This window comes from Methylobacterium nonmethylotrophicum (assembly GCF_004745635.1).
In the GTDB taxonomy this organism is placed as follows: domain Bacteria; phylum Pseudomonadota; class Alphaproteobacteria; order Rhizobiales; family Beijerinckiaceae; genus Methylobacterium; species Methylobacterium nonmethylotrophicum.
In genome coordinates, this window is sequence record NZ_SRLB01000002.1 from 90,317 (window position 1) to 109,770 (window position 19,454).

Below are 19,454 nucleotides of genomic sequence, written 5' to 3' on the forward strand. Positions count from 1 at the left end.
CCCCAAAAAGGTCGTTATCGCTGGGCCAGGACCTTGCCCGGGTTCATCAGCCCGGCCGGGTCGAGCACGCCCTTGATCGCCCGCATCAGGTCGAGCTCGAGCGGGTCGGTGACCCGGGCGAGCCGGCCGAGATTCGACTGGCCGATGCCGTGCTCGGCGCTGATCGCGCCGTTCTGCGCCCGGGTCTCGTCGTCCACCGCCTCGTTGATCAGGCGCACCACCCGCTCGGCCTCCGCCGGGTCCGTGACGCGGGCGGGGTCGACGAGCGCGACGACGTGAATGTTGCCGTCGCCGATATGGCCGTGCATCACCACCCGGGCATGCGGCACCGCCGCCAGGATCCGCCGCTCGACGCCGGTCACGAAGGCCGCCTGGCGGTCGAGGGGCACGGCGCTGTCGTGCGAGACCACGAAGCCGCTGCGCTTGTTGCCCTCCGAGACGCTGTGGCGGACCCGCCAGATGGCCTTCGCCTGCGCCTCGCTCGCCGCCACGATGGCGTCGGTGATCAGCTCCCGCTCCAGCGCGAGGCCCAGCGCCGCTTCGAGGGGCGCGCGCAGGTCGATGCCGGCGAGCGTGTCGGTGAGCTCGACGATCAGGTACCAGGGCGCGTCGAGGGGGAAGGGAATCGCGGTGTCCGGGCAGGTCGCGGCGATCGCCTCGATCTGGCCGCGCGACATGATCTCCAGGCTGGCGATCCGGTCGCCGACCTCGCCGCGCAGGAGGCCCATCAGGGCGATCGCCTGGTCGACGCTCTCCAGCATCGCGAGCGCCAGGGCCGAGGTGCGGGGCCGGGCGAACAGCTTGAGCACCGCCGCCGTGACGATGCCGAGCGTGCCCTCTGCCCCGATGAAGAGCTGCTTGAGGTCGTAGCCGGTATTGTCCTTCCGCAAAGCCCTGAGGCCGTTGAAGACCCGCCCGTCCGGCAGCACGGCCTCGATGCCGAGGACCAGTTCCCGGGTCGGGCCGTAGCGCAGGACCGCGGTGCCGCCGGCATTGGTGCCGATATTACCGCCGATCCGGCACGAGCCCTCGGCGCCGAGGCTCAAGGGAAACAGCCGGTCGGCGGCCTGCGCCGCGGACTGGATGTCGGCGAGCACGCAGCCGGCCTCGACCGTGATGGTGTTGGCGAGCGGGCTGACCTCCCGGATGCGGCGCATCCGGTCGAGGCGGACGATCACGCTCGGCCGGCCGCCGGACGGCACTGCCGCGCCGCACAGGCCGGTATTGCCGCCCTGGGGCACGATGGCGACCCCGGCCTCGGCTGACAACCTGACAACCTTGGCGACCTCAGGGGTCGAGCCGGGCCGCACCACCGCCAGGGCCTCGCCGCGATAGCGGCCGCGCCAGTCGACGGTGTAGGGCTCCTGGTCGTCCCCCGGCAGGAGGACGTTCGACCGGCCGAGCAGGGCGACGAGCCGGTCCGTCAATCCGCTGGCGTCCTGCATGCCCGTTCCTCCCGCCTGGCGGCCGTACAAGCGACGATTTGTTGTAAACTTGTTCTTGGGGTATGGGAGCTGGATGGGGTTGTCAAGTGAGCGGGAGGTGAGCCGGCTGGTCCGACGGACGCGCACAGGGAGGACGTTTCGTGCCGCCTCGCGGACGACTGCAGGCAAGGCTCCGCGATCTATCGCGTCTTACAGCGTCTCGATTCGCACCGACGGATTCGACACCCGCCGCGTCATTCCGGAGCCGCGCAGCGGAGCCCGGAATCCAGAACCGCAAGATGTTCAGATAGAGCGGGGCGCATTCCGGTTCATCCTGCAGCACTTGAGTCTCTGGATTCCGGGCTCCGCTGCGCGGCCCCGGAATGACCCTCAGGGCTTCAACGCTGTCCGGGCCGTCGATCAGAACAAAGATAATCGATAGTAATTCAAACTACAGCGACAAATCCAACAACCGTCCCTCGAACAGCCGGTCGCGCGACGAGCAGATATGGCGGTGCATCCGGTCCCCCGCCGTCTCGGCCTCGCCGTCGCGGATCGCCGCGAAGATGGCGCGGTGCTCGTCGAGCACGCCCTGCAGGCCGGAATTGGGCCCGAGCAGCGCCAGGCCGTGGATCTTCATGCCGACGGCGATGTGCGACTGCAGGGCCTGGAGCGAGGCGCCGTAATAGTGGTTGTTCGAGGCTTCCGCGATGGCGAGGTGGAAGGCGAAGTCGGCGTCGTCGCGGTGCTGCTGCTGGCGCGTCGCGGTGCTCATCAGGTCGAGGGCGGCGCCGATGCGGGTCAGCGCGGCGGCGTTGCGCCGGAGCGCGGCGTAGCGGGCGGCCTCCGGCTCGATGGTGAGGCGGAACTCGTAGCAGCGCTGGATGTCGGCGATGCTCTCCACGGGCGCGTAGCCGAGGGCCGGGGCCCGGCCCTGAGCGCGCACGAAGCTGCCGGCGCCCTGCCGGGACACGATGACGTTCTCTCGCCGCAGCCGCTCGAGCGCCGCGCGGACCACCGGGCGCGAGACCTTGTAGCGCGCCGCGAGCTCGTGCTCGCTCGGCAGCTTCTGGTTCTCGGCATAGGTGCCGCCGGCGATCTCGGCGAGCAGGCCATGATAGACGCCGTCGGCCAGGCCCGACGGTCGCGCGGCACTGTCTGCTTCTGACTCGACGACGCCCTGAACGGCCGATGGCATGAGGTCCCCTGGCTCTCCGACGCGGCGGCCGCGGCGGCCTGTCAACAAGTATGCCGCGATCCCGACAGTCGGCGCAAGCTTGTTAAATGTTGTCAGGCGACCTGTCGCGCGAGGCGGTCCGCCGCGGCCGGCACGATTCGTGCTGCACCGGCGCGTGCGTCCCGAACGTCGCACTGACCCCGGGGCGAGGAACGCCCTAAGGTGACGCGCCGTCCCGGTCCTCTCTCGCGACTGACCCTGCCGATGTCCAGCACCCCGTCCGCTCCCCTGGCCGCCTGGGGTCCCCCGGTGATCCGCACCATCGCCATGCCGGCCGACACCAACCCGGCCGGCGACATCTTCGGCGGCTGGCTCATGGCGCAGATGGACCTCGCCGCCGGCAACGTCGCGGCGCGCCGCGCGCGGGGGCGCTGCGCCACGATCGCGGTCGAGGGCATGACCTTCCTGCAGCCGGTGGTGGTCGGCGACGAGGTCAGCCTCTACGCCCACATCGTGTCTGTGGGCCGCTCCTCGATCCGCATCCAGATCGAGGCGTGGCGCCGCGCCCGGGAGAGCGAGGAGACCATCAAGGTCACGCAGGCGCTGTTCACCTTCGTGGCGATCGACGCGAACCGCCGCCCGCGCCCCGTGCCGCCGGACGTGCCCACGGCCGGGGCGTCTGGTCCGGCGTGAAGGTCCGGGGCCGCGACTCCGTCGGGCGATTCAGGGCGTCTCGGCGACGACCGTCGTCAACCGACCCGGTAGCGGGCCTCGCGGGCGTCCCAGGCGTCCTTGTCCACCGCCCGCTGGCGCTCCTCGAACGAGGCGAGGCGGTCGGCGACGCCCGCGAGCGAGCCGTCGCGCTTGAGCGCGCCGAGGACATCGAACGAGGCCTTGAGCGCCGCCTGCAACGCCGCGTTGGCGTAGAGGACGATCGAGAAGCCCATCCCGGCCAGCGCCGCGCGGCCCGGATCGGGCGTGCGCCCGCCGAACACGATGTTGGCGACCTGGGGCACCGGCAGGTCGCGGGCGATGCGCGCCAGTTCCTCGGCGGAGACCGGCGCCTCCACGAAGGTCGCGTCGGCGCCCGCCTCGCTATAGGCCCGCGCCCGCGCGATCGCCCGGTCGAGATCCTCCACCGCCCTGGCATCGGTGCGGGCGATGATCTGCAGGTCGCCGTCGCGGCGGGCATCGACCGCGGCCTTGACCTTCTGCACCATCTCGTCGGCCGGGATGACGTCCTTGCCGGTGAAGTGGCCGCACTTCTTCGGGAAGACCTGGTCCTCGATCTGGATGCCGGCGGCGCCGGCCCGCTCGAGCAGTCGCACCGTGCGCACCATGTTGACGGCGTTGCCGAAGCCGGTATCGGCGTCGACGATGATCGGCAGGCTCACCGCGTCGGCCACGGCCGTCACCGTGCTCGCCACCTCCGTCACGGTGGTGAGCCCGATGTCGGGGGCGCCGAGATGCATGTTCGCGACCCCGGCCCCGGTCACGTAGACCGCCTCGAAGCCGAGATCCTCGATGACGCGGGCGAACAGCGCGTTGGCGGCGCCCGGCACGCTCACCGCCTCGCGGCGCGCCAGGATCGCTTTCAGGGTCTGGGTGGCTCGCATGCGTGGCGTCCTCCTTCGGCTTCGCCGGCGGCGCCAGGCCCCTCCGGAAGCGCGATCCCGTACATCCGCGTCAGGTCCCCGGCGGCGTGCCCGATCAGCGCCGCCATCGCCCGGTGCGCCGCCTCCGGCGCGCGGGCGGCGATCGCCTCCATGACCCGGGCGTGCTCGGCGACCGCGCGGGGCCGGTGGTCGCCCGGGGCGGCCAGGGTGAAGCTGCGGCGCAGCACGACCTCGAACATCTGGGCAATCGGCCAGAAGAACTCGTTGCGGGTCGCCACGTGGATCGCCCGGTGGAAGGCGATGTCGGCCTCGATCCAGGCCTCGTTGCTCTCGGCGGCGGCGAGCCCCTGCGCGGCGGCGCGGATGCGGGCGATGTCCTCGGGGTTGCCGGCGCGCGCCGCGACGGCCGCCGCCATCGGCTCGACGGCCTGGCGCAGCTGAAACAGCTTGGCGAGGTAGGTGGCGGCGTCCGCCGTGTCGATCTGCCAGCGCAGCACGTCCGGGTCGAGCTGGTTCCACTGCTCGGGCGGGCGCACCCGCGTGCCGCTCCGCGGCCGCGCCGCCACCAGCCCCTTGCCGCTCAGGCTGCGGATGGCCTCCCGCACCACGGTGCGGCTGACGCCCAGCGTCGCGCACAGGCTCATCTCGGACGGGATCGCCGCGCCCGGGGCGATCTCGCCGCGCACGATGCGGGTGCCGAGGCGCTCGGCGACCTGAGCCTGGATGGTCCGCAAGGCCTGCGGATCGTCGCGCATCGTCGTGCCTTCATACGGCGCATACCCGCCCCCGCGGGAGCGCGTTGCAAGCTCTAACAATCTAGTCATACAATACGACCAAAGGGCGCGCCGGCCAAGGCAGCGCCGCGGGAGGACACCCATGACCGCACTCGACCGCCGCAGCGTCCTGCGCGCCGCCGGAACCCTGGCGCTCGCCGCCCCCGCCCTGATCGGCCGGGCCGAGGCCGCGGCCTTGCGCCTGCGCCTGTCCTCCTCGCAGGCGAACGACCCGAAATTCGGCAACGGCCGGGTCTTCTACGACCGGCTGGTCGGCCAGCTGCGCCAGGACGGCCTCGACGGTCAGATCCAGGTCAGCTTCTTTCCCGACAACCAGCTCGGCCAGGAGATCGACGTCATTAACTCGGTCAAGCTCGGCGTGATCGACATGATGGTGTCGGGGTCTTCCATCGCGGCGAACGTCGTGCCGCTCGTCGGCACCTTCGACCTCGGCTACCTCTTCTCGAGCTTCGAGCAGCAGACGAAAGCCTTCGAGGCCGGCGCGGCGCGCCCGGTCGAGGAGGCGCTCCTGCGCGCCGGCGGCATCCGCATCATCGCCTGGGCCTACAATTTCGGCGCCCGCAGCGTGCTGTCGAAGAAGCCGGTGCGCACGCCTGAGGATTTGGCGGGCCAAAAGATCCGCACCCTGCCCAATCCGGTCATCACCGAGTGCCTGCGCCTGATGGGTGCGGCCGCCACCCCGCTCGCCTTCGGGGAGATCTACACCGCGCTCCAGGCCGGCGTCATCGACGGGCTCGAGCACGACCCGCCGACCATGGTGGCGAGCAAGTTCTACGAGACGTCGAAGTTCTACTCGCTGACGCAGCACAACTTCTCGCCCCTGGCGCTCTACTTGAGCGACGCGACCTACAACCGGATGAACGCAGGCCTGCGCGACAAATTCCTCGAGGCGGCCAAGAAGGCAGCGGCCGAGACCCGCGCCCATGGCCTGGCGGTGGAGAAGGAGGCGCTCGCCCTCCTGCGCGACAAGGGCGTGACCGTCATCGCGTGCGAGCGCGAGGCGTTTCGCCAGCGGGTCGCGCCGCAGATGGAGGCGTTCCTGCGCAACCGGCCGGAGGCGAAGCCGGTCGTCGAGCAGATCCGCGCGACGGCTGCCTGAGACCCGGGCCTCAAGGATCGCCGCCGATGCATGCTCCGGCCACCTCCGCCCTCGGCACGGGACGGGGTCCCGTCGCGCACCTCCTCGCCTGCTCGGACGCCGTCGCGGCATTCCTGCTCGCCGCAGACCTCGTCGTCGTCATCGGCTCGGTCCTGGCGCGCTCGCTGTTCGGGGCGCCGGTCGAGTGGTCGGACGACGTCGCCCGCGGGCTGATGGTCGGGTCGAGCTTCTTCGGCGCCGCGAGCGCGGTGGCGCGGGCTGAGAATCCGGGCGTCACCTTCTTCGCCGACCGGCTCGGACCGGCAGCGCGTCGGCGCCTCGACGCGCTCGGCGCCGTGCTGGTGGCGGTGATCTCCGCGATCGTCTCCTACAACGCGCTCCGCCTCGGCTGGCTCACCGCCGGCCAGACCACCGGCTCGGGCCTGCCGCTCGAATGGACCTTCCTGCCGATGGGCGGCGGCGCGCTGTTGATGACGGTCTTCGCCCTCGACATCGCCCTGCGCCGGCCGCGGCGCGACCTCGCCGAGGCGGCAGGCCTCCTCGCCCTCGCGGCCGGGGGCTTCCTGGGTATCGCGGCGCTGGCGCCGGAGTCGCTGCCCGATCCCGGCTGGTTCATGGGGATCGGCTTCGTCGTCGCCCTCGTCGGCGGGCTGCCGATCGGCTTCTCGATCGCGCTCGCGGCGCTCATCTACATCTGGGTCGACGGCAACCTGCCCGGCGTGATCTTCGCCCAGCAGATGGCGCGCGGCATTGACAATTTCGTGCTGCTGGCAATCCCGTTCTTCATCCTGGTCGGCTACCTGATGGAGGCGAACGGGATGTCGGTGCGCCTCATCGAGCTCTTGCAACGCCTGGTCGGGCGGATGCGGGGCGGGCTCAACGTCGTCATGGTGCTGTCGATGGTGCTCTTTTCCGGCATCTCCGGCTCGAAGATGGCGGATGTCGCCGCGGTCGGCTCGGTGCTGATTCCGGCGGCGCGCCGCTCGCGCCAGGATCCCGGCCAGGCGGTGGCTCTGCTCGCCGCCTCGGCCGTCATGGCCGAGACGATCCCGCCCTGCATCAACCTCATCATCCTGGGCTTCGTCGCCAACCTGTCGATCGGCGGGCTGTTCATGGCCGGGCTCATCCCCTCCGCCCTGATGGCGGCGGCGCTCATCGGCGTGTCGGTCCTGTTCGGCACCAAGGCGGCTCTCGCCGCCGAGATCGTCCCGGACGGCTCGCTGCGGCGGATGTGGATCGGCGCGATCGTCTCGCTCGGGCTGATCGCGATGATCTTCATCGGCTTCAAGAGCGGGTTCGCCACCGCCACCGAGAGCTCGGCCTTCGCGGTCCTCTACGCGATCGTGGTCGGCGCGGCGGTGTTCGGCGAACTGAGCTGGCGCGCCCTGGCCAGGTCCTTCGTCCACGCGGCGACGCGCTCGGGCCTCGTCCTGTTCATCGTCGCGGCGGCCCAGGCGCTCGCCTTCGTGCTGACGCTGCAGCAGGTGCCGCACGCGCTCGGCGACCTGATGGTCGGCCTGTCGCAATCGAGCGGCACCTGGCTGTTCATGCTGCTCTCGATCGCGATCCTGATCGTGATGGGCTCGGTGCTGGAGGGCGCGGCGGCCCTCATCATCTTCGGGCCGCTGCTGATGCCGGTCGCCGGCCAGCTCGGCATCGATCCCCTGCATTTCGGGGTCGTGCTGGTGATCGCGATGGGGATCGGGCTCTTCGCCCCGCCGCTGGGCCTCGGCCTCTACGGCGCCTGCCTGATCGGCCACGTGCCGATCGAGCGGACGGTCAGGCCGATCCTGGGCTATCTCGGCCTGATCTTCGCCTGCCTGCTGCTGATTGCCTTCGTGCCGGTCCTCAGCACCGGGCTGCCGCGGCTGCTGGGATACTGAGGGAGGCCGGGATGAAAGTGCTCCTGACGCATACGCCGCAGACGCGCGAGCAGTATTACGGCCCGCACGCGCTCGCCGAGTTGCGCGCCCTCGCCGACGTGGTGCTGCACGAGCGCGATGCGCCTCTCGATCCCGTCGCCCTCATGGCGGCCGCGGCGCATGTCGACCTCGTCATCGCCGACCGGCTCACCGCCGGCCCGGCCGAGGTCTTTTCCGCCCTGCCCCGCCTCAAGGGATTCCTGCGCTGCGCCGTCGACATCCGCACCATCGACGTCGCGGCGGCGAGCCGGGCCGGGGTGCTGGTGACCCACGCCTCGCCGGGCTTCGTCGCCTCGGTCACCGAACTCGCGCTCGGGTTCATGGTCGACCTGTCGCGCGGCATCTCGCGGGCGACGCGAGACTATCACGCCGGCCGGGCGCCCGAGGTGCGGATGGGGCGCCAGCTCGCCGGCAGCCGCCTCGGCATCATCGGCTACGGGGCGATCGGCCGGAACCTCGCGGCCATCGCCGCCCATCTCGGGATGGTGGTGCTGGTCTCCGATCCCCACGTCACGGTCCCGGCGGGCCAGGCACGGCAGGTGGCGTTCGAGACGCTCATGGCGGAGGCCGACATCGTCGTGTGCCTGGCGGTCGCCACCGAGGCGACCGAGAACCTGATCGATGAGGCCGCCCTCGGGCGGATGCGGCGCGACGCGGTGTTCATCAACCTGTCCCGCGGCAACCTCGTCGACGAGGCGGCGCTCGCGGCGGCGCTCACCGGGGGCCGGATCGCCGGCGCCGCCATGGATGTCGGACGCGCCACCGACCAGATGCCCTCGCCCGACCTCGCGCGGCTGCCGACCGTCATCGCCACCCCGCATATCGGCGGCCTCACGCCGCCGGCGATCGCGGCGCAGGCCTTCGACACGGTCGGGCAGGTCCGCGCCATCCTGGCGGGAGAGGTGCCGAAGGGGGCGGTCAATCCGGAGAGCTGGTCCCGGCGGCCGTGAGCCGCCTGGCCAGGGCGCTGCGGAGACCGTCGCGATCACCTCGACCTTGCCCAGGGCCGTGAAGTCAACCGCCGAGGGCACACCGATGCGGCTCGGCTTCAACCTGGACGATGTCGACCTCGGCCAATGCGGCCGGCCCCGGCCTTGGGCGTCAACAAGGCGGTCCGGACGCTGCGCCGCGACCTCCCGCTGACGCGATTGCGGAGGGTGGCTGAGAGACCATGCTCGCGCGGACCGCCCTTCCGGGGGCAGCCGTTCGTGACGCCGTTCGTGATGCCCGACCGGAAGAGTTCCGCCATCGGCCCGCGGAGGTGCGTGGAATCATGTTCCGCTCACCCCCGCGCCACGCAGGACACGGTCCGACCCGGGCGGTACCCGGATCACGCCAGTCCTGGACTCGCGATCGTCGGGTACCGTCGAATGACTTGATGGTTATTGTTCTTCAGGAGTTGGACATCGAGGATTCGATGAGGTTTTCCTCGCATGTCGTCTGAACGACATTCTGCATTTCGTTGATGAAGTTGTACTGATTGTCTGGCTTTGATTGCCTGACTTCTCTCGGCGTCGATAAATCGGTGGCGTGGTCGAGGAACAGCCTCATGACGTGCGTGACGCCATCCTCCGTGACCGATCGCAGGTCGTCTGCAAAATATCTGCCTCGATTGAAATTGCCGGTAATAATCTCGTAAGAGGGAAAATAAGCGACATCCTTGAACTTGCTCGTCAACTCCTCCGCTGCAACGCGCAGTACGGACTTTGAGTACACGGTGGAGACCAGCACGTGACGATTCTCAGCTGTCGCGGCAAGCGGGACAGGAGAGACCGTCAGGATGATCTTGACGCGGGGATTGACCTCTCTGAACAGCGAAATGAATTCCGACATGTCCGTGACGACTTCCGCGACCGTCAGGTTGGCGAAGCCGTAGCGCTCAGGATCGAACGTGCCACCGGCAACGCCAGGGCAGACGGGAAGCGCAGCGCCGTCGGATCGGCAGTACCAATGTTCTGTCAGTCCCAGAGTGAATACGAAGACATCACACTCATCAAAAATTCGCCTCACCGCTCGGAGGTGCTGCTTGCGATCTTCATCATATTCAACCAGGGTCTTAAATCCGCCTGGCTGAATGGCCGGCCTGAATGGATCGATGATCCCATCATTTTCAATCCAAGGGCCTTCCGAAGGCTTGAACAGCAGGAACGCTCTTTTGAACAGCTGAAGAAGCTGTCTCGAGGTGTAAATGTTTCCGTATCTCGCTGAATAGACGCCGTAGTTGAATTTATTTTTCAGATCGGCATCTCCGAGAGGATGACCGTCCTCGGTGACGAAATAGTTGAACCCGCTCTTGCTCAGATGCCTGGCAATGTGTTGTGCAAAGCAGCTTCCCGCCGTTGCAACCTTCTCGTCGGCGGTGATGCGAAACGGAAAATTGGATACGGGATCGACATCAGCGTAATCAGGTGACGAAACCGCTTTGCTCCAGCGTGTATAGTCGGACAGATCCCTGTAAGGATGCTTCGATCTGCTGCTGCCAGCCATAGTTATTTCCTTTCTGACGTCGATCGCGTGATGATCCTCTCGGGCGCCTGCGCGGAACACCAGCGAGAATCTCACAAATTTCCGTCTTCCAACGTGTTAAAGCCAGGACCATCCGCCATACGGCAATCCATACATTTTTTCGACTTGCTTGAGAATGAGGCCACCATACCAAGGGCCTGCATGGGTGGAGTCGCCTGAGTAGCCCGAAGGAACAAGATAACCCTCCGGGTCACACGCCTCGCTCGGAGCATCGACGAATTTTATATTGTTAGCCTCGCATGCCGACTTGATGATTTGGGAATGAGTGCGCCAGAGCTTGTATCGCAAGATGCGAGGCGCAATGCGAGGGAGACTGGATTGCTCCCTAAAATAATTCTCCAAATGCTCCATCACATATTTGTCGTCGCCGTTGGGCGGAGGGGATTCAATATGCAAAACATCCTCCATAACAGCATGACGTAAGCATACCGTATTGAGGATATAAAGCTCCGCCATTTTATGGATGAAGCTTTCAATATAAGAATAAGGAACCAGTTCCGCTTTGGGAATTCGCGGCAGCTGAACATTCTCAGGCAAAATAAAATCGAAAGGACGCGGGTGCTCCAAAAGTGTCAATGCGTTATGAGCATTCCCGCCAAACATCGACAGCCATATAAAATCTCTATTTTGTATATTTTCTTCAACAAGAGATTTTATCCTAGGATTGAGTACGATCGCTGCACCGTCCTCAACAGAAAATCGGAAGTCTACCCCGTGTTTTATCGTGTTGAAAACGTAATATTCTATAGCCGGCGAGTTATGATCAGTTTCTGCCTCTCTTGTTGCAAGATGATTGACAACCGAAGACAGATGGCTATGGCCGAGTATGACGACTGCTAAGCGCTTCAAAACCAAGCTCCTTTATAATTAGGAATTACCTGTACTGTCATGAGGTCTGATATATCTTGTCTGTTCTCGGCGCCGTCACATATTTTGCGCCCCCTGGGGCTCATGCGGCTGTCAATACCACAGCAGTAGGCAATCTCCAAATATCCGAATTGCTCGCTTTATATCGAAATTAAACACAATTTATATTGTCGATATCCGAATTTTTATTCATATCTAATGGCTTAGTATTTAAAAAACGGGCCAAAAAATCTATTGTCGCTGGCAATTTAAAAAATATAATAATCGAAACAAAGCTGATTTTTTATCCGATTGCGAGTCAAATTTGCCGACTGAGACTGTTTACATCTGCGAATGAACGGATCGAGAGAGATCGCGTGGTGCATTGGACCAGGGCATCTCAACATGTGTCTCGTGAGAGAGGAATAATCATCTGCGGCGTTCGTGAGTGTCTGAGAAGGAACGAACCGGCCGCATTGACGTTCGAGGGGCCCCGTCGCGAGAGGATCTCGCGCATCTCCTCCACGCTGCCGGAGAGCGCTCGCATGGACTGGGGCAGGAAGGTCCGACGGGAAAGAAGGTCCGGTCGGTCGTGACAGGCTCCCCTGCGACGCGGTCCCCGGTTTCGACGGCGAAGTGGCGGGGATCACGGCCTTGATCGCGACACGGGTCCGCGTTCGGGCGGCAGAGCCCCGAGCCGATGCGTCGCCGTGCGCGCTCGCGACGCGACGCCCCGTGGTCGTCTTCCGGTTGCCGCCTCAGAACTCCGCCACCTTCCCCCAGGCCGAGGCCTCGAACCGGTCCGGATGATACGGACGCGGATCGACGATCGGGTCGGCGCCCGAGACGAGGTCGGCGATGAGGTGGCCGGCACCCGGGCCGATGCCGAAGCCGTGGCCGCTGAAGCCCGCCGCCAGAATCAGGCCCGGCACGCCCGTCACCTCGCCGATCGCCGGGACGCCGTCCGGGGTCGAATCGATGTAGCCGGCCCAGGAGGCGGTGATCTCCGTGCCGCGCAGGGCCGGCAGCAACTCCAGCGCCCGCCGGTGCGTCTCGGCGACGAGGCGCGGGTCGGGGCGGGGATCGAGGATGCGCATGCGCTCCATCGGGGTCTCTTCGTCGAGGCGCCAGCGCGCGGCGGTCTCGTGGCCGCTGCGCCAGCCCTCGGGCCCGCCGGGCCGCAGGGCGCGCCAGCGTCGGGCGAACATCGGCACGAATTCGCGCGCGAACAGGATCTGCTGCGGGGTCGGATCGACGCTGGCCCGCCCGCTGATCGCCAGGGTGTAGCCGCCGCTCTCGCCGCGGCGGGTCACCGAGACATCGGCGGTGTGGAGCGCGTCCGGGAGGCCGGCGATGGTGGGGCCGACCGCCAGGATCGACGAGCGGATCGCAGCCTGCGGGAAGCGGATGCCGAGCTGGCGGCAGAACGACGACGCCCAGGCGCCACCCGCCATCACGGCGGTCCTGGTGCGGATCGTGCCCGTCTCGGTCACGACCCCGGCGACCCGCCCGCCCGCGAGTTCGAGGCCGCGGGCGGCGCAGAACTGGTGCACGCTGCCGCCGGCCTTCATCACGCCGCGGGCTACCACCGGCGCCGCCCGCGCGGTATCCGCGATGCCGTCGCTGGGCGAGAACACCCCGCCCTTCCAGCTCCGCCCGGTGGCCTCGCCGCGCCCGCGCGCCTCGGTCTCGCTCAGCATGTGGGTGGTGACGCCCTCGCCCGCCGCGAAGTCGCGCCACCTGGCCCAGCGGGCGATCTCGGCCTCGTCGTTGCTGAGGTAGAGCAGGCCGCAGCGGCGGAACCCCGGGTCCTCGCCGATCTCGGCGGCGAGGCGCTCCCACAGGTCGAGGCTCTTCGTCGCCATCGGCAATTCGCGGGAGTCGCGGTTCTGCTGGCGGCACCAGCCCCAGTTGCGGCTCGACTGCTCGGCCCCGACCCGGCCCTTCTCGACCAGCGCCACGCGGATGCCCCGGCGCGCGAGGTAATAGGCCGCGAAGGTCCCGACCACGCCGGCGCCGATCACCACGACGTCGACCGCGTCCGGCAGGTCCGGCGTGGTGTCGATGTGGAGGAGAGGTGCTGGCATCCTGGCGGCTCCCGTTGACGGGGCGAGCCTAGCAGGGGCGCCCGCGGGGAAGACGCCGGAGAGCGCGGGCTTTCCGGCAGATTCTGCCGCGGGCCGGGCGGCGCGGCGGCATCATCCCGTGCCGCGGGATCCTCCCGTGCTGCCGGGGGCTTGCCTGCCGGGCCGCCGGCGCGGTCTAAGCGTGGCTGGAAGGGTCCTCCGCGCCCGCCTCAGGCTCCCGATGCAGCATTCCCCCGTTCCCGACGCCCTCCGCCGCCAGCGCTCGATCGGGCACGTCGCGCTCGCGGTGGCGCGGATGCCGGGCGGCACCACCCGGACCACCGACCTCGCCGAATCCGGCCCCCTGCGCCTGCGCCTGCCGCGGCCGGAGCCGGGCCCGATGGAGGCGGTGCTGCTCAACAGCGCCGGCGGCATCGCCTGCGGCGACCGCTTCACCGTCGAGGCACGGCTGGCGGCAGGCGCCGACCTCGTCCTCACCACCACGGCGGCGGAGAAGATCTACCGCTCGGACGGGCCTCTGACGCGGCTCGACGTGGCGCTCAGCCTGGAGGCCGGCGCTGCCCTCGCCTGGCTGCCTCAGGAGACGATCCTGTTCGACGGCGCCCGCCTCGCCCGCAGCTTTTCCGCCGAGGTCGCCCCGGATGCGCGGCTCACCCTGTTCGAGGCCCTGGTCTTCGGCCGCGCCGCGAAGGGCGAGGTGATGCGCGACGGCGCGCTCACCGATGCCTGGCGCATCCGCCGGGCCGGGCGGCTCGCTTACGCCGACACGTTCCGGCTCGAGGCGGACATCGCCGACAAGCTCGCCCGGCGGGCGGTCGCCGGCGGCGCCCGCGCGATGGCGACGCTCCTCCACCTCGCCCCCGACGCCGAGAGCCGGCTCGACCAGGCCCGCGAGCTGATCCAGGCGGCAGGCTGCGATGACCTGTCGGTCGAGGCCGGCGCCAGCGCCTGGAACGGGATGCTGGTGCTGCGCCTGCTCGGGGCGGAGATCGGCGCGTTGCGCCTCGCCGCGGCGCGGATCCTCGACGGCTTCCGCGGCCGGCCGCTGCCGCGGGTGTGGCAGACCTGACCGGGCGGCTCGGTTCTTGCTCCTGACGTCTGCTCAAGACCTGATCTTGCCTCGCGGCCAAGCCTCGGCGAAGGATGGAGGCATCACTGACCCAGAGGACGCGCCCGTGCTGCTGACCCCCCGCGAGAAGGACAAGCTCCTCGTCGCCATGGCGGCGATGGTGGCCCGCAACCGCCTTTCCCGGGGCGTGAAGCTCAACCATCCGGAGGCGGTGGCGCTGATCACCGATTTCGTGGTCGAGGGCGCCCGCGACGGCCGCACCGTGGCCGAGCTGATGCGGCTCGGCGCCCAGGTCCTCACCGCCGACCAGGTGATGGAGGGCGTGCCGGAGATGATCCACGACATCCAGGTCGAGGCGACCTTCCCGGACGGCACCAAGCTCGTCACCGTCCACCACCCGATCCGCGGCACCCCCGCGACCGAGGTGCCGGGCGCCGTGACGACGCCGGACGGCGAGATCGTGTTCAACGAGGGCCTGCCCCGCACGATGATCGAGGTCGCCAATACCGGCGACCGGCCGATCCAGGTCGGCTCGCACTACCACTTCTTCGAGGTCAACCCGGCGCTCCGCTTCGACCGCGACAAGGCCCGCGGCCAGCGCCTCGACATCGCCCCGGGCACCGCCGTGCGCTTCGAGCCCGGATCGACCCGGGAGGTCGTGCTGATCCCGATGGGCGGCGGGCGCGCGGTGTACGGGTTCCGGGGTGACGTGATGGGGGCTCTGTGAGCCCCTACGACGACATCCTGCGCGATCACGTCGCGCTCGTCACGCGGGCGGCCGACTTTGCAGCCCGCCGGCATGCGGACCAGCGTCGGAAGGGCGCTGCTCGGGAACCTTACGTGAATCATCTCGCGGAAGTCGCCACGCTCCTCGCCGACACCGTTGACGAGCCGAACGCCTGGCTGGTCGCGGCCGGCTGGCTCCACGACACGATCGAGGATACCGGCACGACCCACGACGAACTCGCTGGATTGTTCGGCTCCGTCATCGCCGACCTCGTGGCCGAGGTCAGCGATGACAAGTCGCTTCCCAAGGCAGAGCGCAAGCGCCTTCAGGTCGAACGGGCGCCGCACAAGTCGCAGGATGCCAAGGCGATCAAGATCGCCGACAAGATCAGCAATCTGCGATCCCTGGCATCGAGCCCGCCCGACGACTGGGACCGGACACGGGTTCTGGCTTACGTCACCTGGGCCGAGAGCGTCGTGGCCGGGTGCCGCGGCACGAATGCAGCCCTCGAATCGATCTTCGATCAATCCGCCGTCGCGGCGCGGAGAGTGGCCTGATGTCCAACACCCCGAAACCCGCCAGCCTTCCCCGCGCCGCCTACGCGGCAATGTTCGGGCCGACCAAGGGCGACCGCATCCGCCTCGCCGACACCTCCCTCGTCATCGAGGTCGAGCACGACCACACCCGCTACGGCGAGGAGGTGAAGTTCGGCGGCGGCAAGGTGATCCGCGACGGGATGGGGCAGAGCCAGGCGACCAATGCCGGCGGCGCCGTCGACACGGTCATCACCAACGCGGTGGTGCTGGATCACTGGGGCATCGTGAAGTGCGATGTCGGCCTGAAGGGCGGGCGCATCGCGGCCCTCGGCAAGGCCGGCAACCCGGACATCCAGGACGGCGTCACCATCGTGGTCGGGCCGGGCACCGAGGTGATCGCGGGCGAGGGCAAGATCCTCACCGCCGGCGGGTTCGACAGCCATATCCACTTCATCTGCCCGCAGCAGATCGACGAGGCGCTGAATTCCGGCGTCACCACCATGCTCGGCGGCGGGACGGGGCCGGCCCACGGCACCTTCGCCACCACCTGCACGCCGGGGCCTTGGCACATCGCCCGGATGATCGAGGCGGCGGACGCCTTCCCGATGAACCTGGCGTTCGCCGGCAAGGGCAACGCCTCGAAGCCCGACAGCCTGGAGGAGATGATCCGGGCCGGCGCCTGCGCGCTGAAGCTGCACGAGGACTGGGGCACCACGCCGGCGGCGATCGATTGCTGCCTGTCGGTGGCGGACGCCCACGACATCCAGGTGATGATCCACACCGACACGCTCAACGAGTCGGGCTTCGTCGAGGACACGATCGCGGCGTTCAAGGGCCGCACGATCCACGCCTTCCACACCGAAGGCGCCGGCGGCGGCCACGCGCCGGACATCATCAAGGTGGCGGGGCTGCCGAACGTGCTGCCCTCCTCCACCAACCCGACGCGGCCCTTCACCCGCAACACCATCGACGAGCATCTCGACATGCTGATGGTGTGCCACCACCTCGACCCGTCGATCCCCGAGGACCTCGCCTTCGCCGAGAGCCGGATCCGCAAGGAGACGATCGCCGCCGAGGACATCCTGCACGATATCGGCGCGCTCTCGATGATGTCGTCGGACAGCCAGGCGATGGGCCGGGTCGGCGAGGTCATCATCCGCACCTGGCAGACCGCCGACAAGATGAAGCGCCAGCGCGGGGCGCTCCCGGGCGACACGACGGGCCACGACAACGCCCGGGCCAAGCGCTACGTCGCCAAGTACACGATCAATCCGGCCATCGCCCACGGCCTCTCGCGCCATATCGGCTCGATCGAGCCCGGCAAGCTCGCCGACCTCGTTCTGTGGTCGCCGGCCTTCTTCGGGGTGAAGCCCGACCTCGTCGTCAAGGGCGGCGCCATCGCGGCGGCGCCCATGGGCGATCCCAACGCCTCCATCCCGACGCCGCAGCCGGTGCATTACCGCCCGATGTTCGGCGCCTTCGGGCGGGTGCCGGCCATGACCGCGCTCACCTTCGTGTCGAAGGCCGCGATCGAGGCGGGCCTGCGCGAGCAGCTCGGCGTGATGAAGGAGCTGGTCGCGGTCGAGAACGTGCGCGGCGGCATCTCGAAGAAGAGCATGATCCACAACGACGCCACCCCGGTGATCGAGGTCGATCCCGAGACCTACGACGTGCGCGCCGACGGCGAATTGCTGGTCTGCGAGCCCGCCGAGGTGCTGCCGATGGCGCAGCGCTACTTCCTGTTCTGAGGTAATCTGGCGTGCAGGAGGCTCGACCATGCCCAAGCTCGCCGAACGGGGGCCGGATGCCGGCGTCTCGCCCGAGACCGACTATTTCCTCTGGACGCAAGCGCAGGCCGCGCTGATCCGGGCCGGCCGCTGGGCCGTGCTCGACCGCGAGGCTTTGGCCGAGGAGATCGCCGACTTGGGCGGCTCGCAGAAATCCGAGATCCGCAGCCGCCTGACCATCCTGCTGCACCACTTGCTGAAGTGGGAGTTCCAGCCGCAGCAGCGGAAGTACGGCTGGCGGGCGACGATCGTCGAGCAGCGCGTCAACCTCGACGACCTCGTGACGATGAGCCCGAGCCTGCGCGGCTGGCCGGCGGAGGTGGTGGGCAAGGCCTATCGCCTCGCCCGGGTGCGGGCCGCCGACGAGACAGGGCTGCCGGAGCGGAGCTTCCCGCCGGATTGCCCGTACACGCTGGCGGATATACTCGACGAGCGGTTCTATCCGGGTCCGGAGGAGCCGGATGTTACCTGACCATCTTCGAGTGGAACCACATCGCCCCATGATCCGCGCCACCCGCGTCATCCGCCGCGACGCGCTCGCCGCCGGCGAGATCGTCGACCGCATCGTGCTCGATTCCGGCGACCGCCACCGCCGCCGCATGGCGATGCGGGGCGTCGGCGGCCTCGCCTTCCTGCTCGACCTGCCCGAGCCCGCGGTGCTCGACGACGGCGACGCGCTCCGGCTCGAGGACGGCCGCCTCGTCTGGGTCGAGGCGGCGCCCGAGAAACTGCTCGAGATCCGGGCGCCGACCGACCACGCGCTCAAGCGGCTGATCTGGCACATCGGCAACCGGCACATCCCGGCCGAGATCGGCACCGACGCGCTCTGGATCGCCCACGACCACGTGCTCGCCGCGATGGTGGAGGGCCTGGGCGGCACCGCGACCCCGGTGGAGCGGCCGTTCCGGCCCGAGGGCGGCGCCTATGCGGGCGGGCATTCCCAAGATCACGGACATGGCCACGGGCAGCACCACCATCACGGCCACGCGCACGATCATGCCCATGGCTGAGGCGGTTCCGGACGCGCTGGTACTGCTCGCCTGGCTCTCTCCCGGCTACCCGGTGGGGGCCTATGCCTATTCCCACGGCCTCGAATGGGCGGTGGAGGCCGGCGACGTGCGCGACGAGGCGACGTTGCGGGACTGGCTCGCCGACGTGCTCACGCACGGCGCCGGCCGCAGCGACGCGATCCTGGCCGCCCACGCCCACGCGGCGGCGGCCGCGGGCGACGCCGAGGCGTTGGTCGCGGTGAACGACCTCGCCCTGGCGTTGAGCCCATCGCGGGAACTGCACCTGGAGACCAGTCAGCAGGGCCGCTCCTTCCTCGACGCCACCCGCGCCGCCTGGGACACGCCGCGCCTCGCCGATCTCGCGTCTCGCCTCGACGGCGCGGTGGCCTACCCGGTCGCGGTCGGCACTGCTGCGGGCGCGCACGGGCTCGACCGCCGCACGGTGCTGGCGGCCTATCTCGCGGCCTTCCTGCAGAACCTCGTCTCGGCCTCCCTGCGCCTCGCGCCCGTCGGCCAGACCGCCGGCACGCGCGTGGTCGCCGCCCTGATGCCAAGGGCCGCGGCCTTGGCCGGGGCGGTGGAGGGCCTGCCCCTCGACGAGGCCGGCACCGCGACGGTGCGGCTGGACCTCGGCTCGTTCCGGCACGAGACGCAGTACACGCGGATCTTCCGGTCGTAGGCTCGCGTCGGCTGCGCATCCATCCCTCTCGCGCGCGATGCCGCACCCGCCCCACCCCCGGGACCCTGCCGCCCGTCCGAACGTTTGGTGAGCGATCGCCTCGCGGCCCAACGGCCGCGTCGGCGCAGGCGCCCTGCCGCGCCGTCACCTCGTTT

General features: G+C 68.7%; 18 protein-coding genes. 11 read left to right on the plus strand and 7 right to left on the minus strand.

The features are described from left to right. Nucleotides 1–14: 14 nt before the first annotated feature. Together EU555_RS03165 and EU555_RS03170 are read right to left on the minus strand one after the other, a co-directional pair. Nucleotides 15–1,445, minus strand: a complete 1,431-nt coding sequence (locus EU555_RS03165; protein ID WP_135413003.1) for an FAD-binding oxidoreductase — start codon at nt 1,443–1,445, stop codon at nt 15–17. Between the two features lie 430 nt (nt 1,446–1,875). Beyond that, complete coding sequence (locus EU555_RS03170) at nt 1,876–2,622, minus strand: FadR/GntR family transcriptional regulator (RefSeq protein WP_135413004.1); 747 nt, start codon at nt 2,620–2,622, stop codon at nt 1,876–1,878. A gap of 243 nt (nt 2,623–2,865) precedes the next feature. Here EU555_RS03170 and EU555_RS03175 point away from each other — a divergent pair, with 243 nt between their 5' ends. After that, complete coding sequence (locus EU555_RS03175; RefSeq protein ID WP_135413005.1) at nt 2,866–3,294, plus strand: acyl-CoA thioesterase; 429 nt, start codon at nt 2,866–2,868, stop codon at nt 3,292–3,294. Nucleotides 3,295–3,350: 56 nt separating this feature from the next. Here EU555_RS03175 and EU555_RS03180 read toward each other — a convergent pair whose 3' ends face one another. Both EU555_RS03180 and EU555_RS03185 read right to left on the minus strand, forming a co-directional pair. Next, nucleotides 3,351–4,217 (minus strand): isocitrate lyase/PEP mutase family protein, encoded by an 867-nt coding sequence (locus tag EU555_RS03180; RefSeq protein WP_135413006.1) that lies wholly within the window; start codon nt 4,215–4,217, stop codon nt 3,351–3,353. Then, nucleotides 4,196–4,972: a FadR/GntR family transcriptional regulator gene (locus EU555_RS03185; RefSeq protein WP_245524116.1), complete on the minus strand. Its 777-nt coding sequence runs from the start codon at nt 4,970–4,972 to the stop codon at nt 4,196–4,198. Before EU555_RS03185 ends, EU555_RS03180 begins: the two co-directional genes overlap by 22 nt. Before the next feature lie 121 nt (nt 4,973–5,093). Here EU555_RS03185 and EU555_RS03190 point away from each other — a divergent pair, with 121 nt between their 5' ends. The 3 genes from EU555_RS03190 to EU555_RS03200 are packed head-to-tail and all read left to right on the plus strand — an operon-like array spanning nt 5,094 to nt 8,982. Continuing rightward, nucleotides 5,094–6,110, plus strand: coding sequence for a TRAP transporter substrate-binding protein (locus EU555_RS03190; RefSeq protein ID WP_135413008.1), 1,017 nt, complete (start codon nt 5,094–5,096; stop codon nt 6,108–6,110). Between the two features lie 26 nt (nt 6,111–6,136). Further along, nucleotides 6,137–7,993, plus strand: coding sequence for a TRAP transporter large permease (locus EU555_RS03195; protein WP_135413009.1), 1,857 nt, complete (start codon nt 6,137–6,139; stop codon nt 7,991–7,993). An 11-nt stretch (nt 7,994–8,004) separates the two neighbouring features. After that, nucleotides 8,005–8,982: an NAD(P)-dependent oxidoreductase gene (locus EU555_RS03200; RefSeq protein WP_135413010.1), complete on the plus strand. Its 978-nt coding sequence runs from the start codon at nt 8,005–8,007 to the stop codon at nt 8,980–8,982. Between the two features lie 442 nt (nt 8,983–9,424). Here EU555_RS03200 and EU555_RS03205 read toward each other — a convergent pair whose 3' ends face one another. The 3 genes from EU555_RS03205 to EU555_RS03215 all read right to left on the minus strand — a co-directional run bounded on the left by EU555_RS03205 (nt 9,425) and on the right by EU555_RS03215 (nt 13,491). Then, nucleotides 9,425–10,519: a GSCFA domain-containing protein gene (locus EU555_RS03205; protein ID WP_135413011.1), complete on the minus strand. Its 1,095-nt coding sequence runs from the start codon at nt 10,517–10,519 to the stop codon at nt 9,425–9,427. Nucleotides 10,520–10,615: 96 nt separating this feature from the next. Continuing rightward, nucleotides 10,616–11,407 (minus strand): hypothetical protein, encoded by a 792-nt coding sequence (locus tag EU555_RS03210; RefSeq protein WP_135413012.1) that lies wholly within the window; start codon nt 11,405–11,407, stop codon nt 10,616–10,618. Nucleotides 11,408–12,162: 755 nt separating this feature from the next. Continuing rightward, on the minus strand, nt 12,163–13,491 hold the full coding sequence (locus EU555_RS03215; RefSeq protein ID WP_135413013.1) for an NAD(P)/FAD-dependent oxidoreductase: 1,329 nt from the start codon (nt 13,489–13,491) through the stop codon (nt 12,163–12,165). A gap of 220 nt (nt 13,492–13,711) precedes the next feature. Between EU555_RS03215 and EU555_RS03220 the strand changes: the two genes are divergently transcribed. From EU555_RS03220 to EU555_RS03250, 7 genes are all read left to right on the plus strand, one after another. Further along, nucleotides 13,712–14,560 carry an urease accessory protein UreD gene (locus EU555_RS03220; RefSeq protein ID WP_135413014.1) on the plus strand — a complete coding sequence of 283 codons (849 nt, stop codon included), beginning with the start codon at nt 13,712–13,714 and terminating at the stop codon, nt 14,558–14,560. A gap of 106 nt (nt 14,561–14,666) precedes the next feature. After that, nucleotides 14,667–15,287 carry an urease subunit gamma gene (locus EU555_RS03225; protein ID WP_135413015.1) on the plus strand — a complete coding sequence of 207 codons (621 nt, stop codon included), beginning with the start codon at nt 14,667–14,669 and terminating at the stop codon, nt 15,285–15,287. After that, nucleotides 15,284–15,844 (plus strand): HD domain-containing protein, encoded by a 561-nt coding sequence (locus tag EU555_RS03230; protein ID WP_245524117.1) that lies wholly within the window; start codon nt 15,284–15,286, stop codon nt 15,842–15,844. The genes EU555_RS03225 and EU555_RS03230 overlap by 4 nt, the downstream gene beginning before the upstream one ends. Beyond that, on the plus strand, nt 15,844–17,571 hold the full coding sequence (ureC, locus tag EU555_RS03235) for an urease subunit alpha (protein ID WP_135413016.1): 1,728 nt from the start codon (nt 15,844–15,846) through the stop codon (nt 17,569–17,571). The genes EU555_RS03230 and ureC overlap by 1 nt, the downstream gene beginning before the upstream one ends. A 28-nt stretch (nt 17,572–17,599) precedes the next feature. Then, nucleotides 17,600–18,082 (plus strand): DUF29 domain-containing protein, encoded by a 483-nt coding sequence (locus EU555_RS03240; RefSeq protein ID WP_135413017.1) that lies wholly within the window; start codon nt 17,600–17,602, stop codon nt 18,080–18,082. 28 nt (nt 18,083–18,110) lie between these two features. Further along, nucleotides 18,111–18,620 (plus strand): urease accessory protein UreE, encoded by a 510-nt coding sequence (locus tag EU555_RS03245; RefSeq protein WP_135413018.1) that lies wholly within the window; start codon nt 18,111–18,113, stop codon nt 18,618–18,620. Continuing rightward, the gene (locus tag EU555_RS03250; protein WP_425375078.1) at nt 18,613–19,299 is read left to right on the plus strand and encodes an urease accessory protein UreF; all 687 of its coding nucleotides are present in this window, start codon (nt 18,613–18,615) and stop codon (nt 19,297–19,299) included. The genes EU555_RS03245 and EU555_RS03250 overlap by 8 nt, the downstream gene beginning before the upstream one ends. The last annotated feature ends 155 nt before the right edge of the window (nt 19,300–19,454 follow it).